Source organism: Psychrobacter sp. CX90 (genome assembly GCF_057396305.2).
The window spans coordinates 1,114,173-1,129,476 of the sequence record NZ_CM182008.1 but is presented as its reverse complement, the minus strand read 5'-3'; the positions used below and the strand labels follow the sequence as shown (position 1 = coordinate 1,129,476).

Below are 15,304 nucleotides of genomic sequence, written 5' to 3'. Positions count from 1 at the left end.
TCGGAGTTAAACACGCTCAATAATAGTAGCAATACCCATGCCACCGCCTACACATAGGGTAATCATAGCGGAGTTTAGGTCTCTGCGTTCTAGTTCATCAAGTACCGTTGTGACAAGCATTGCACCTGTTGCCCCGAGTGGATGACCCATGGCAATAGCACCCCCATTGACATTAACTTTATCTAAAGATATACCTAAATCTAATGCTGTATTCATCGGCACAGCTGCAAAGGCTTCATTAATCTCCCAAAGATCGATATCTGCTGCTGTCATACCCGCTTTATCTAACGCTTTTCTGCAAGCTGGCGTCGGTCCAGTTAACATAATAGTTGGCTCTGAGCCAATCACTGAAGCCATGGTTATTTTTGCACGAGGCTTGAGATTAGCCTTTTTTCCAGCAGCTTTACTACCTACGAGGCATAATGCTGAACCATCTACAATACCAGATGAGTTGCCGGCATGATGTACATGGTTAATCTCTTCAATAGTGGTATATTTATCAAGAATGACACTATCAAAACCCATTTTACCAGGCATTGTAAAAGAGGGATTAAGCCCTGCTAAAGTCTCAATACTCGTGTTTGGACGAATAGTTTCGTCTTTATCTAGCAGCAGCATGCCATTTATATCAGTCACAGGAACTACAGAGTTATCGTAATAGCCATTAGCCCATGCAGCGGCGGCTTTCTTATGCGACTCAGCGGCAAATTCATCAACATCCTGACGACTAAAGCCACGTAAAGTTGCCAGAGTATCTGCACTGACGCCTTGTGGGACAAACTGAGTTGCATCATTGACACGAGGATCCATATACCAAGCACCGCCATCTGAACCCATCGGCACACGGCTCATAGATTCAACACCGCCCGCAACGACTAAATCTTCCATCCCAGACATAACTTTTGTTGCGGCTAGATTCACAGATTCTAATCCTGAGGCACAAAAGCGAGATAACGTTAAACCAGCGACACTTTCATGCCAATTGGCATCTATGACTGCAATACGAGCAATATCAGAACCTTGCTCGCCTACGGGTGTCACACAACCAAGTACCACATCGTCAACCAAACTTGTATCAAGGTTATGGCGCTGCTGCATTTCTTGTAATAAAGTACGTACTAACCAGATAGGAGATGCTTGATACAGCGATCCGCCTTTTTTACCCTTCCCACGCGGTGTACGAATAGCATCATATATATAGGCAACTTCAGTCATAAATATCCCTTTTTATTTTATACCTTGCAAAATAACAAACCTAACCTTGTTAAACTCTTGATACCGACGACGACTTGTCGCATTTACTTTCTATGCTTAATAAGCTAGCGAGCTACTCTCTGCTACATAAAGCGAGACGCAAGCTCCTTCATAATTTCATTGGTGCCACCATAAATTTTTTGTACACGAGCATCAGCATACATACGCGCTATTGGATATTCGGTCATATAACCATAGCCACCAAACAGTTGTAAACATTCATCTACCACTTTGCACTGCTTCTCTGTTACCCAATACTTAATTAATGAGGCTTGAGGTGCTGTTAACGTATTATTCATCATAGCTTCTATAGCTGAGTCACACAAAGCTCGTACTGCTAAGTAATCGGCCTGGCATTCAGCTAGTTTAAATCGAGTATTTTGGAACTTCCAGATTGGTCTACCAAAAGCTTCACGTTGTTTCACATAATCTAAGGTAAGTTCAAGTGCAAGTTTAATAGCACCACAGCCACTTAATGCAATAATTAAACGCTCTTGTGGTAATTCTTGCATCATCTGGATAAATCCAAGTCCTTCAACACTACCTAATAAGTTTTTTTGAGGTACTCGCACATTACTAAAGAATAACTCTGAAGTATCTTGAGCTGACATACCGGTTTTTTTAAGGTTACGTCCACGAGAAAACCCTTCTAATCCATCAGTTTCAACCACTATCAGAGAAACACCCTGTGCCCCTTGCTCCCGATCGGTTTTACAAGCTAAAACAATTAGGTTCGCGTGTTGACCATTCGTTATGAAAGTTTTTGAACCGTTGATAATGTAGTCATCACCATCTTTTACAGCATATGTTTTAATATTTTGAAGATCGGAACCCGTTGTTGGTTCTGTCATTGCAATAGCACCAACATACTCACCTGTGGCCATCTTTGGTAACCATTGCTTCTTTTGCTCTTCAGTACCATGTTTTAGAATATAAGGTGCAACAATCCCTGAGTGAACCATACCGCCAAACCCAGACTGGTTTGCTTGTGCTTGGGCTAAAAGAATAACCGCTTCATGGCCAAAGTCACCACCGCCACCACCAAACTCTTCTGGCATTGAAGCACATAAAAAACCCATTTCGCCAGCTTCATTCCATGCTTCACGATCTATCTTGCCATTTTCACGCCATTGTTCATCTTTTGTTTCCCAGCTTTTAAACATTTTAAGCGCACTGTCATACACCATTTCATGTTCTTCGGTCATCCAGTTGCTTTTAAAAGTGTCAATGCTCATAGCGTCAATCCTTAACGAGGATAAAATTAAGTTTTATGTTATGGTAATAATTATTACCATAAATGTTATAATAAATAAAAATAAAACCTTTATTTATCTTAAGTGAGCTTTGATATTACATAACTAGAAATCGCTTCGCAACATATCACTAAAAAATAGTAATTTAAATTACCGATTGGGAGAACTTAAACTTGCACCATTTAATTGCTAGTAATTCGAATGAGACCCTTTTACTTAATGATAGAGCACTCGCTCCTTTGTCCAAAATACGACCTGCTACCTTAGACAAGATTGAAAAAGCGGTACATCAATTATTTTCTGGAGATGATGCTCAGGAAGTAACGATGGTTCAAATTGCCAAAGCCGCAAATGTTTCTTTACAAACGTTATATAAGTACTTCGGTGACAAACAAACTGTATTTCATACCATTATGGATAGGGTGCTTGGCAGGCTAGCTGAAAGAATGATCGATCATTTACAAGGGATTGATAGCGTTCAAGATCGTCTGCGTAAGACACTATGGGTTTGTTTTGATTTTGTTGATTCGCATCCTGATGCGGTTATGGTGTTATCTTCTGTGTCCACAGCCGGTATACGTAAGATTGCTATTTATGAGAATAAAGATCTGATAAATGCTTTTGCAAGTGTGTTAGCTGATGGGCAAAATCGTGGCGTACTTAATGATAGCGTGCCATTGTATGTTTTATTTGATGTGTTTATGGGATTTGTTATGCGCATTGGCACCATGCAGGTTATTCGGAAGTCAAAAAGCCCACTTAATGATAATTTTGATGAACTTTTTCTGATTTTATGGAGAGCGATATCAAAGCCAGAAGCTGACTTGTATAGTAAGCCTTAACTTATTTAAACTTCGGATAGTAAAGCTAAACGATTATAAAAATTTAGCACTAAGGAATCTATAATGATTAAAACATGAGAGATTAAGAGGTAAGTTATTAGAGGATAGGTCTGTCAATTTACCTTCTTAATAGTATTCTTTAAAGCCCCACCTATCTTGAAATCTTTAATACTAATGACTTAAAGGTTTTAGTTTTGTATCGAAAGAGGTCCGATAGTTAATGAAATACAGTTAATGGTAAGCAGTTAAGGATCGCTACTACTTAAGGCCTCATTTGAGGACTCATCAACATGAATATCTTCAATATCTTCAAGCGTATCTTTCAAAGTCTTTAATGGTTCTTTTTCAATTAACAAAGGGGTTTCAGACGCTCTTAAAAACTCATAATAGTCATTCGTCGACTTTTTTTCATTTGATTGGGTAATAAAATCACTTGCTATAGCATCGTTAATGGCCTCCTGAACCTCGGGGTCTGCTTCAGGATCTGTATTCAACACAGGACCATTAGTCATATCAGTTTGGCCAGATTTTAAATCATTTGTACTATAATGATCCCTAGCCTCTGAAGTACCCTCAGATATAGCAGTGCTGTCAATTAGAGCAGTATCTTGAATTCCCTCACTAATAATAATATCTTCTTGTTGATTATAACTCTCCAAGCCTTGCCGACTAATAGAAAGTTTTTTTATTGGCACACCTACCCAGTTCGTGAGCATCTGTTTAATATCGTTTGACAACATTAAGCCACTTATGAGGCTAATAGCAAGGAAGAGGGCGAATGACCACGCTAAAGCTTTTTGCCAACCTGTATTTGGCCTTGGTAACAGCCCAAAATTATTAGCACTATTATTCCCTTTTTTTATAATTAACCAGTATAAAAGTATAAAAGAGATTGGTGGTAAAAAATAAGTAGCTAACCACCACCCACTTTTATTAACATCATGTAAACGTCTACGCGGATAAATTATAAAGGCAAATATTGCTATTACAAAAGTTGGAAGTGTAACAAATGCAAGAAATAGTTTTAATGTTTGATTTGATATATCAGACGATCTGATAAATGTTGATTCTAATAAGGTAAAAGTTGTGGCGATTATTAGCACTAATCCAATACTCAGAATCATAGTATAAGCAAGAAGCTGTACTCGACTAATTCGTCCACTTAAAGAATACCATTTATTGTCATTATAGGTTGACTTGATAACTGATAAATCAGAATCAGTGGCATTGTGACTATCTACTTTATCAAAGTCATTATCCACAAATTCAAAACCATGACTCGATAAGGTGGTGGAAGATATTCCTGATTTCTCATCGTTTTTAGAATCAATTTTGTATTTACTGGCAGAATTAAATCTTTTTAAAGATTGAGGATTACTTTTCCCCATTCTTACAGAACCATTAAGGCTTTTAGAGTTTAATGTTGTTTTTGATGGCTTTTTCATATTTAAACTTGCTTATATGTTGCTATTACAGCTCTATTATAACCAACACGACGCAGAATGTAACCCACCACTCATATACTAATTACCTTATTAAAATTAAGGATTTAGGTAGATATTCTCATATTCGCCATACTCTATTAATGATATAAAAAGCCAATAATCAACGCTATTATATCTTTAAACATATCACAGATTATACTAATCTGACCCATAATCCATTACTATATTCTCGGCAAAATTTTCAAAAATGTCTTTTAATTTATGTATTTACGAAGACCTCATTAACTCTAGCTCATTACTACTAAAAATCCTATAGCCTCTAAAAGAGTATTAGTTTTTATTTGCGACACTGGACTATAAAAGTAATTAAGGCTATTTATAAACACAAGTTTCATAGAGCCAAAATCTATTAGAATAAAAAGTACCTGTAACAATAGCTAAACAGTTGCGTTTGCCGAAACGAAGCCATAAACTTGTTTCTAAACTTACTTTTAACGATAAGTTATGACGGTATAAATAAATGCAACTTAAACAGTTGAAAGCCTTTAATGCGGTAGCACGTCTGCAGAGTTTTAGCGAAGCCGTGTCAGTTACTGGTTTATCTCAGCCAACGCTAAGTAGATTGATTAAACAATTGGAAGTTGATTTGGAAGTAGAACTCATTGATCGTTATAATCGACCTTTGCAATTAACGCCTGCGGGGGATTTTTTATATAAAAAAACAAATACTTTGTTAAAAGACCTTGACAGCACCGTTGCTCTGACGCAAAAAATTGCTAACCCACCTGATACACTAAATATTGGTTTTGTGCCCTCAGTGTTATATGGTTTGCTACCAGTCATTCTATCTACTTTAAAACAGCGCCTTCCCACTCTTGAAGTTAATTTAAAAGATATCAGCTCATTTAAACAGCTTGAAGCATTAAAATCTGGCGTAATCGATGTCGGTTTTGGAAGGTTTGAACATGATGACGCTAACATTAAACAGCTATTACTGCGTCACGAGCGTTATGTAGCTGCTATACCCAAGTCACATATATTGGCTAACTCAAGTGAAATGAAATTAAGTGAGCTCGTTAACGATAGAATCATTCTTTATCATCAAACCCATTTACCAGTACCGCGCAATGATGCCGGTAACATGATTAGTGAGCCTATCCTGCATTTGTTTAACAAACAGTCTACTCTGCCGCATATGACGACCGCAGTTAGTGACATACAAGTAGCATTAGGTCTTGTTGCCGCAGGTGAAGGAATTACACTTGTCCCTGAATGCTTAAAAACCGTTCGTCCTGAACAAATTAGTTATTGCTCTATTCTGCATGAAGATACCACCTCACCAATTTTTTTGAGTAGCTTACAGCAGCCCACTCATCCTGCATTTGAAACTTTGCTTGAAGCCATTTATTCTGTTTATGAAAAGCGGGGTATTACCTACCGTCGTCATATATAAGTTTTTCGATATGCCACTTAATTTTATATAACGTTTAGAATTCTAAATTCTATCGCGTTATCAAAATCTATTGCGACATCAAATTTATTTAGCTTATAAATTCTGATCCATTGTTTCGTTTAAGATTAATTGTAACAAAACATTACTATTGTCCTGACCTAATGCCGCATATTTAACATATATCGAATATTACCTTGCTAAAAAAACCCAATAAATGAATATAAGTATTTATATTTAAAATATATAAAGCTAATCTAATTATTAATATTAACTCAACTTAAATATTGGGTTTGTAAAATGACTTTAATTTTATCGTTTTAGAGAGTATGCTCATTTTAATAAGATTCATAGCGAGCTATTTTATAGCTGCTTTGTAAGTTAGCATGTGCTTAACAATATAAATAATAGTGACAAATAAAACATAGTAAAAACAATACTAATTAGTAAAAATTCTTACTGTTAAGCGCTTATCCATAATCTTTTATTTTTCTTACCTCATATCTAGATATCAAGGATTGAAATATGACCATAAACTCTGCTGGTAAACGTTTTCGTGACGCTCTAACTGAGCAAAAGTCAAACAATAAACCTCTCCAAATTGCGGGTACGATCAATGCTTATACAGCAATGATGGCAACTCAAGTAGGTCATAAAGCCATTTATCTTTCTGGTGCTGGTGTTGCTAACGCCTCATACGGTCTACCCGATCTCGGTATGACCAGTTTAGATAACGTTCTAGAAGATGCAAGTCGCATTACCAATGCAGTAGACACGCCCCTACTAGTAGATATTGATACAGGTTGGGGCGGTGCATTTAATATTGCTCAAACGATTAGAAAGATGGAAAAGGCCAACGTAGCAGCAGTTCATATTGAAGACCAAGTAGCTCAAAAGCGTTGTGGCCATCGTCCAAACAAAGAAATCGTTTCAACGAGTGAGATGGTCGATCGTTTAAAAGCAGCTCTTGATGCGAAAATAGATCCTGACTTCGTCATTATGGCACGTACTGATGCTTTGTCTGTTGAAGGACTCGAGGCTGCAGTGGAACGTGCTGTTGCTTTTCAAGAAGCTGGGGCGGATATGATTTTTGCAGAAGCATTAACTGACATCGAGATGTATCGCAAGTTTACTGACGTTTTAGACATTCCAGTATTAGCAAATATGACTGAGTTCGGTCAAACAGACCTTTACACTACTGAGCAGTTATATAAAGTAGGCGTTGATATGGTTTTATATCCGTTATCAGCATTCCGTGCGATGAACAAAGCGGCATTAAATGTTTATCAGCACTTACTTAACGACGGCACTCAAGAACAGGTTGTTGATACTATGCAAACGCGCATGGAATTGTATGACTTCTTAAACTACCATGAATTCGAGCAAACGTTAGACAAATTATTTGCTGATAAAAAGTAGTTTAACAACTTAAGAAGATTTTCAATCGTTTAATTTTTATGCCCTCCAACCCACTAAAAGGATTTTATTATGGCAGCAGGTAAACAATTAACAGGCGCAGGACTTCGTGGTCAAGTCGCTGGCAAAACATCATTATCAACTGTTGGTAAATCAGGATCTGGTCTGACTTATCGTGGTTATGATGTCAAAGATCTTGCTGAAAAATGTATATTTGAAGAAGTCGCCTACTTATTGTTGTACGGTGAGCTTCCTACTCAAGCACAGTTAGATGCGTATCAAGCAGAGCTTAAAAAGTTACGTGACCTTCCGCAAGCCCTGAAAGATGTGCTTGAACGCATACCGCAAAGTGCCCATCCTATGGATGTTCTGCGTACGGGATGTTCTATGCTTGGTAATTTAGAACCAGAAGATAGCTTTGATCAGCAATTAGATAAAACAAATCGTATGCTTTCAGCGTTCCCAGCCATTATCAACTATTGGTATCGCTTCAGCCATGAAGGTGTCAAAATTGATTGTGTCACTGATGAAGAGACGATCGGTGGTCATTTCTTACACTTGCTTTCAGGTAAGAAACCCAGTGACCTACATACACGTGTTATGAACGTTTCTTTGATTTTATATGCTGAGCATGAATTCAATGCCTCAACCTTTACCGCACGTGTTTGTGCCTCGACCCTATCTGATATCTTCTCGTGTGTCACTGGTGCAATTGGTTCACTACGTGGCCCATTACATGGCGGGGCTAATGAAGCAGCTATGGATCTTATTGAAAGCTTCGACTCTCCAGATGCCGCTGAAAAAGGCCTAATGGGTATGCTTGAGCGTAAAGATAAAATTATGGGATTCGGCCATGCTATTTATAGTGAGTCTGACCCTCGTAATGTCATCATTAAAGAGTGGGCCGAAAAGCTTTCTAAAGATGTTGGGGATACGGTTTTATATCCTGTCTCTGTACGCTGTGAAGAAGTTATGTGGCGTGAGAAAAAACTGTTCTGTAATGCGGATTTTTTCCATGCCTCAACCTATAACTTTATGGGAATTCCAACCAAACTATTTACGCCAATATTTGTGTGTTCACGTCTAACGGGTTGGGCAGCGCATGTATTTGAGCAACGCGCTAATAACCGTATTATTAGACCAAGTGCAGAATATATTGGTGAGGAACCAAGAGAAGTACCTGCTATTAGTGAGCGTGGGTAATCGTTTGATTGCATTAATAACTCAAGATATATAGATAGTAATAATAGACGACAATCTTGAGCCAAACGTAAACAATATAAACGATAAGACAGAAAAGGATTTTTCATCTTCTGTAAAACGCGTGCTAGATTTTATAGGTAAACTTGTCGTTTATATTTTATTTAGTGAGCTTATGCTGCTTATTCCATTGGGGATAGCAGCATGGCTGATTATTAGTTTTGGTGTTTTTTGATTAATACTATCCATAGCAATATATGCCCTCCTCTTGTTTGGAGGGGTGTTTGAACGGGTGCTTGGGTGGTTGCCTAATAAACGCTTGCTTGATAAATAGCTATTGACTGCGAATGAACACTTTATCTTTAAATGCACAATACCTTCTTAAACTAAACAGACTACAACTAAATAGACTACCCCCCTATAACCCCCATGTTTTGATGAACTATTCTAATGAATCAACTATCAAGGACAGCTTCTCATGCCAAATCCTAATCCTCACAAAAAGCCCCTAACTCAAACCAACCCCCAGAAGATGAATCAAAACTATAAAAAGCCACTCCCTGCGCTTGATGGAGGCGAGACTGACTTATATTACTTTGACGTTGAACAAGCGGTTAACGACATTGAGCCAGGTGCTTATGCCAAACTGCCTTTTAGTTCAAAAGTTTTGTGTGAAAACTTAGTACGTCGATGCCCACCCCAAGACTTGACAGAAGCGTTATCTCAGCATATCTATCATAAGCAGGATATAGACTTTCCTTGGTATCCTGCCCGTGTGGTGTGTCACGATATCTTAGGGCAAACTGCTTTTGTCGATTTAGCTGGTCTTCGTGACGCAATCGCTGCCGAAGGTGGTGACCCATCAAAAGTTAACCCAATTGTACCGACACAGCTTATTGTTGACCATTCATTGGCTGTTGAACATGCAGGCTATGAAGAAAATGCGTTTGAGAAAAACCGTGCCATTGAAGAGCGCCGTAATGAAGACCGCTTTCACTTTATCAACTGGTGTGAATATGCCTTTGATAATGTGAATGTCGTACCTCCTGGCAACGGTATTATGCATCAAATCAACTTAGAGAAAATGTCGCCTGTGGTACAGGTCGTGGCAGATCAAAACGGTGATGCCATTACTTTCCCAGATACATTGGTTGGCACAGATAGCCATACCCCAATGGTCGATGCCTTAGGGGTTATTTCTATCGGTGTTGGCGGGCTGGAAGCTGAAAGTGTAATGCTGGGCAATCCTTCCTACATGCGCCTACCTAATATTGTTGGCGTAGAGTTAACGGGTAAGTTACAAGAAGGAATCACGGGTACAGATTTAGTGCTCGCTATGACTGAATTTTTGCGCGAGGAAGGCGTTGTTTCAGCCTATCTTGAATTCTTTGGTGAGGGAGCACGTCAGTTAACGGTCGGTGATAGAGCCTCAATCTCAAATATGACCCCAGAATATGGTGCAACGGCTGCCATGTTCTCTATTGATGAGCAAACCATTGATTACCTGCGCCTAACGGGGCGAACCGAACAGCAGATTAAAATTGTTGAAACGTATGCCAAACAAACCGGTCTTTGGGCAGATGGTATGAAAGATGCTGAATATGACCGTGTATTACGTTTTGACTTATCAAAAGTAGTGCGCAATATTGCAGGCCCTTCTCGTCCTCACGCTCGTGTTTCAACAAGTGATTTAGCAGAAGTCGGCATCGCTCATGCTGCCGACCAGCCTTTGGTTGAGCCAGAAGACGGTTTAATGCCTGATGGTGCAGTTATTATTGCGGCAATTACCAGCTGTACCAACACTTCAAACCCCCGCAATATGGTAGCGGCAGGTATCGTTGCCCGTAATGCAGTAGAAAAAGGCTTGGTGCGTAAACCTTGGGTAAAATCCTCTTTAGCACCTGGTTCAAAAGCGGTTAAGTTGTATCTGGAAGAAGCTGATTTATTACCAGAGTTGCAAAAATTAGGCTTTGATGTGGTTGCTTTCGCTTGTACGACTTGTAACGGTATGAGTGGTGCGCTTGACCCAGATATTCAGCAAGAAATTATCGATCGTGATTTGTTCTCTACCGCAGTACTATCAGGTAACCGTAACTTCGATGGTCGTATCCACCCCTATGCCAAACAAGCATTTTTAGCCTCTCCTCCTTTGGTAGTGGCTTATGCTATTGCTGGTACGATACGCTTCGATATTGAAAAAGACTCTTTAGGTAAAGACCAAGATGGCAATGATGTCTATCTAAAAGACATCTGGTTTGATGATGCTGAGGTAGACGCTATTGTTAAAGCTGCGGTTAAACCTGAGCAATACAATCAAGTGTACATTCCGATGTTTGATGAGGCCAAAGCCGATGCCGGACGACATGATGCCGTTGTGATAGACCCTCAATATGATTGGCGTGAGTTCAGCACCTACATTCGCCGTCCTCCTTATTGGGAAGGTTCAATGGCTGAAGCTAATAAGCTTAAAGGCATGCGTCCCCTTGCTGTACTGGGTGATAACATAACAACTGACCATATGTCACCCTCAAATGCCATTATGCCAGACAGTGCAGCTGGAGAATATTTGGATAAAATGGGACTGCCTCAAGAGGATTATAATTCTTATGCAACTCATCGAGGCGACCACCTAACTGCGCAACGTGCTACCTTTGCCAATCCAAAACTATTGAATGAAATGGTGCGTGATGAAAACGGTAACGTCATTCAAGGTTCTTTAGCGCGTGTTGAGCCTGAAGGTCAAACCATGCGTATGTGGGAAGCTATTGAGACTTATATGACTCGTCATCAACCATTAATTATCATCGCAGGTGATGGTTATGGGCAAGGTTCAAGTCGTGACTGGGCCGCTAAAGGCGTTCGCTTAGCAGGTGTTGAATGTGTGGTTGCGGAAGATTTTGAACGTATCCACCGTCAAAACTTGGTGGGTATGGGTGCCCTACCCATTCAATTTAAAGAAGGTACCACCCGTAAGACTCTAAATATCGATGGAACGGAGGTATTTGATATTGAAGGCGATGTGTCTGCTGGTGGTGAGATGACATTGGTTATTCATCGTACAAATGGCGACGTAGATAAAGAACCTGTTATTTGCCGATTAGATACCGCAGATGAAGTCAAAATGTACAAGTCTGGTGGTATGCTTCAGCGCTTTGCCAAAGAGTTTTTAGCAGGTGAAGTCGTTTAACTACTTAAATAAGTTGATTTTTGATGAGTAATTACTGATTGCTATATATGACGCACAAATACCTTAATTAAGTGTGTTTGTGCGTTTTTTATAACCAATGCTATATATCCTGTATTTACTATGCCATAATATGTACTATATATTGTACAAGTTACTTATTAGACAAATTATTTATCAGGAGAACCAATATGAGAGTAGTTACTTTTTCAGAAGCTAGGCAACACCTAAAAGATGTCTTAGATGCCGTAGTAGAAGACGCTGATGCAACCATTGTTACTCGCCGCGATGCTGAAGATGCGGTTGTTATTTCCTTAGATTACTATAATAGTTTGATGGAAACCGTGCATTTATTAAAATCTCCAGCCAACGCTGCACATCTTGCCGAATCTATTGCACAATATAAATCTCAAAATATAAAAGAGCTAGACTTAATTGATGATGGGTTAAATAATGAAAACCTAGTTGGTGGGACGTTTAGTGAGGGATAGAAAGCTGGCATGGACAGATGCCGCATGGAAAGATTATCTATACTGGCAAACTCAAGATAAAAAAACATTAAAAAGAGTTAATAAACTTATTATCGAGTGCAAGCGCACCCCATTTGAGGGTATTGGCAAACCAGAAGCTTTAAAAGAGAGTCTCTCTGGATTTTGGTCGCGACGAATTGACGAAACAAACCGCTTAGTGTATGCCGTTGATGATGACTACTTAACCATAATTGCCTGTCGTTATCATTATTAGGGTCGGTTATTGTTTTAGGGTAGATTATCATTTGAGGTCGTCCCCCATATACGTTTGCAAAAAAATCACAAACAATGCCACTTCTGCTGTTTTCTATGCCTATTTTGGAACAATTTTAGCTATCAGCCGTCTTCATTTTTGAATGTTCAAAAACCCTAATATCAAACGTAAATAAAAAGGATTTATTGATGACTAAATCACGTTTTGCCCCGCAAATCCCAGTTTCCGCTACTTATATGCGTGGTGGTACTTCTAAAGGCGTGTTTTTTAACCTCTCTGATTTACCAGAACGCTGTCAGGTGGCTGGCGACGCTCGTGATAACTTTCTACTGCGTGTTATTGGTAGTCCAGATCCTTATGGCAAGCAAATTGATGGCCTAGGCAATGGCTCATCAAGTACATCTAAAACAGTGATTTTGTCAAAATCTGATGGAGCTGACCATGATGTCAATTATTTATTTGGACAAGTGAATATCGGTAAGCTAATGATAGATTGGGCCGGCAACTGCGGTAATTTGACTGCTGCCGTTGGTGCGTGCGCCATCAATATGGGCTTAGTTAACGCTGAAAGAGTTAACCAAAGTGTCAGTGATAATAATGAGAATGGGGTTTGCGAGGTACGCATTTGGCAACAGAATATCAGCAAAACTATTATCGCTCATGTACCTGTTTATAAAGATGAAAATGGTAACGTGCAGGTTCAAGAAACGGGCGATTTTGAATTAGATGGCGTTACCTTCCCTGCTGCTGAAGTCAAAATTGAGTTTATAGACCCAGTAGATTCATCAAGTGATATGTTCCCTACAGGTAATTTAATCGATGATTTTGATGTTTCGGGATGCGGATTAAAGTCTGACAAAGTAGAAGCGACGTTTATTAGTGCTGGTATCCCTACTATATTCATGAAAGCGAAAGACTTAGGCTTTACCGGTACCGAATTACAAGGCGATATCAATAGTGATAGTGCTACGCTGGCAAAGCTTGAGAAAATTCGAGCAAGAGGTGGCGTAGCGATGGGTGTGTTCGACAATGAGTCTGATGCACAAAGTAGCCAACATATCCCCAAAATCGCTTGGGTGGCACCTGCGCAAAGCTATACCTCCTCAAGTGGCAAAGACGTCAATGATGCTGATATTGATCTAGTAGTGCGTGCCATGAGTATGGGTCAACTACATCACGCAATGATGGGTACAGCAGCAGTTGCCATTGCAGCAGCAGCAACCACGCAAGGTACTTTAGTCAATGAAGCTGCCGGTGGTGGTTCTTTAGAGGAAGTTAGGTTTGGACATCCTTCAGGCACCCTATTGGTCGGCGGTAAAACAGAATTAGTAGAGGGCCGATGGCAAGCCAAAAAAGTGTCTATGAGCCGTTCAGCACGCCGCATTATGGTTGGTGAGGTTTACGTACCAGCCGATAGTTTTTAATCGAATTATCAGCTTTATATACAAGACTACTGTAATAACACGTATTAAAAGACCTCACTAACACAGCGTAGTGAGGTCTTTTGCGATTAACTATCATGAATAGGTCATATTTATTAAGATTTATGGTTTGGGTAAAACAAATTACTCAAAAATAATTTTATAGGCATAGCTTTGCAAACAGTTAACAAAATATTCATAAACCAAACAGTATTGAGAGTTATTATATCCGAACAAATGAAGTAGAAAGAATATACTACCTATTATTGCGTGTACTGATATAACGGATGTCAATCATTGAGGTTCACTACTTAAAATCGTAGTTGAGCTAGTTTAAGTTTATTGTTAACAAACAACTATATTTATCTTTATCTATTTAAATTGAGGCAAATATGCTTATTAATTCAGCACGTACATTAAAACTGCAACGAAAAACCATTGCTATGTGTTTTGCTGTTCCACAGGTTATGGCCTCTCGTATTTGGATGCTTTCTACCTCTCCAATCAACTCTACTGCATCACAACAAGAAATATATACCATGATTGCAGAGAAGCAAAAAGCTTTTTTGAAGTCTTTTAATGATGTAAACTCGCAGATTATATCCTCACAAATGACGTTGGCACGGCAATGGATGTATGACTATCAAAGGTTTATTTTAGGCAACACTGAGGTGTTCAATGACTTTGATAAACACATTGATAAAGAGACAATTAAAATCATGAATAAAGGTATTAGTCCCTATGCAAAAACAGTACAAGCTAATCAAAAACGTTTATTAAAATAAGAGCCTGTATTCACAAGATAAAGTTAGAGAATTTTTATAATAAAGTGAATCAATACGATGCAAAATTGGGTTGAATGGTCATTCTATTTAATTCTAATAACTAATATATATCACTTGTCAGAGTCTTGTTGGTTGGCACTAAGTTGTTAATATATATTGATATTGAGCTTACATCATATGATTTTATACTTTTAATTAGGGTTAAGAAATAAGTCTTTCTTAACCCTAATTTTTTTAGTCACTAGAGGGTGTTCTCATTTAGATTATGAAGGTACAATGAAAAATAAATTAGGGTCAAACACAAATGATC

12 protein-coding genes are annotated in these 15,304 nt (G+C 38.8%); 9 read left to right on the top strand and 3 right to left on the bottom strand.

Annotated elements, in window-relative coordinates:
* Window positions 1–6 precede the first annotated feature (6 nt).
* Together AC2SLN_RS04425 and AC2SLN_RS04420 are read right to left on the bottom strand one after the other, a co-directional pair.
* Complete coding sequence (locus AC2SLN_RS04425; RefSeq protein ID WP_486548369.1) at window positions 7–1,215, bottom strand: acetyl-CoA C-acetyltransferase; 1,209 nt, start codon at window positions 1,213–1,215, stop codon at window positions 7–9.
* A 122-nt stretch (window positions 1,216–1,337) separates the two neighbouring features.
* Window positions 1,338–2,489 (bottom strand): acyl-CoA dehydrogenase family protein, encoded by a 1,152-nt coding sequence (locus AC2SLN_RS04420; protein ID WP_486530815.1) that lies wholly within the window; start codon window positions 2,487–2,489, stop codon window positions 1,338–1,340.
* A gap of 191 nt (window positions 2,490–2,680) precedes the next feature.
* Between AC2SLN_RS04420 and AC2SLN_RS04415 the strand changes: the two genes are divergently transcribed.
* Entirely contained in the window at window positions 2,681–3,349 is a 669-nt protein-coding gene (locus tag AC2SLN_RS04415; protein ID WP_486548368.1) for a TetR/AcrR family transcriptional regulator, read from the top strand.
* 245 nt (window positions 3,350–3,594) lie between these two features.
* On the opposite strand, the gene AC2SLN_RS04410 is transcribed toward AC2SLN_RS04415, so the two are convergent.
* Window positions 3,595–4,794: a DUF805 domain-containing protein gene (locus AC2SLN_RS04410; RefSeq protein WP_486548367.1), complete on the bottom strand. Its 1,200-nt coding sequence runs from the start codon at window positions 4,792–4,794 to the stop codon at window positions 3,595–3,597.
* 520 nt (window positions 4,795–5,314) lie between these two features.
* Between AC2SLN_RS04410 and AC2SLN_RS04405 the strand changes: the two genes are divergently transcribed.
* The 8 genes from AC2SLN_RS04405 to AC2SLN_RS04370 all read left to right on the top strand — a co-directional run bounded on the left by AC2SLN_RS04405 (window position 5,315) and on the right by AC2SLN_RS04370 (window position 14,994).
* Window positions 5,315–6,247 (top strand): LysR substrate-binding domain-containing protein, encoded by a 933-nt coding sequence (locus AC2SLN_RS04405; RefSeq protein WP_486548366.1) that lies wholly within the window; start codon window positions 5,315–5,317, stop codon window positions 6,245–6,247.
* Between the two features lie 522 nt (window positions 6,248–6,769).
* A complete protein-coding gene (gene prpB, locus AC2SLN_RS04400) occupies window positions 6,770–7,663 on the top strand; it encodes a methylisocitrate lyase (RefSeq protein ID WP_486548365.1) in 894 nt (297 codons plus the stop codon).
* A gap of 69 nt (window positions 7,664–7,732) precedes the next feature.
* Entirely contained in the window at window positions 7,733–8,863 is a 1,131-nt protein-coding gene (prpC, locus tag AC2SLN_RS04395) for a bifunctional 2-methylcitrate synthase/citrate synthase (protein WP_486548364.1), read from the top strand.
* A 529-nt stretch (window positions 8,864–9,392) separates the two neighbouring features.
* Window positions 9,393–12,047, top strand: a complete 2,655-nt coding sequence (acnD, locus tag AC2SLN_RS04390; protein ID WP_486548569.1) for a Fe/S-dependent 2-methylisocitrate dehydratase AcnD — start codon at window positions 9,393–9,395, stop codon at window positions 12,045–12,047.
* Between the two features lie 188 nt (window positions 12,048–12,235).
* A complete protein-coding gene (locus AC2SLN_RS04385) occupies window positions 12,236–12,535 on the top strand; it encodes a type II toxin-antitoxin system Phd/YefM family antitoxin (RefSeq protein WP_486548363.1) in 300 nt (99 codons plus the stop codon).
* Window positions 12,525–12,788, top strand: a complete 264-nt coding sequence (locus AC2SLN_RS04380) for a Txe/YoeB family addiction module toxin (RefSeq protein WP_486548362.1) — start codon at window positions 12,525–12,527, stop codon at window positions 12,786–12,788. Before AC2SLN_RS04385 ends, AC2SLN_RS04380 begins: the two co-directional genes overlap by 11 nt.
* 188 nt (window positions 12,789–12,976) lie before the next feature.
* Window positions 12,977–14,212, top strand: coding sequence for a 2-methylaconitate cis-trans isomerase PrpF (gene prpF / locus AC2SLN_RS04375; protein ID WP_486548361.1), 1,236 nt, complete (start codon window positions 12,977–12,979; stop codon window positions 14,210–14,212).
* 389 nt (window positions 14,213–14,601) lie between these two features.
* Entirely contained in the window at window positions 14,602–14,994 is a 393-nt protein-coding gene (locus AC2SLN_RS04370; protein WP_486548360.1) for a hypothetical protein, read from the top strand.
* The last annotated feature ends 310 nt before the right edge of the window (window positions 14,995–15,304 follow it).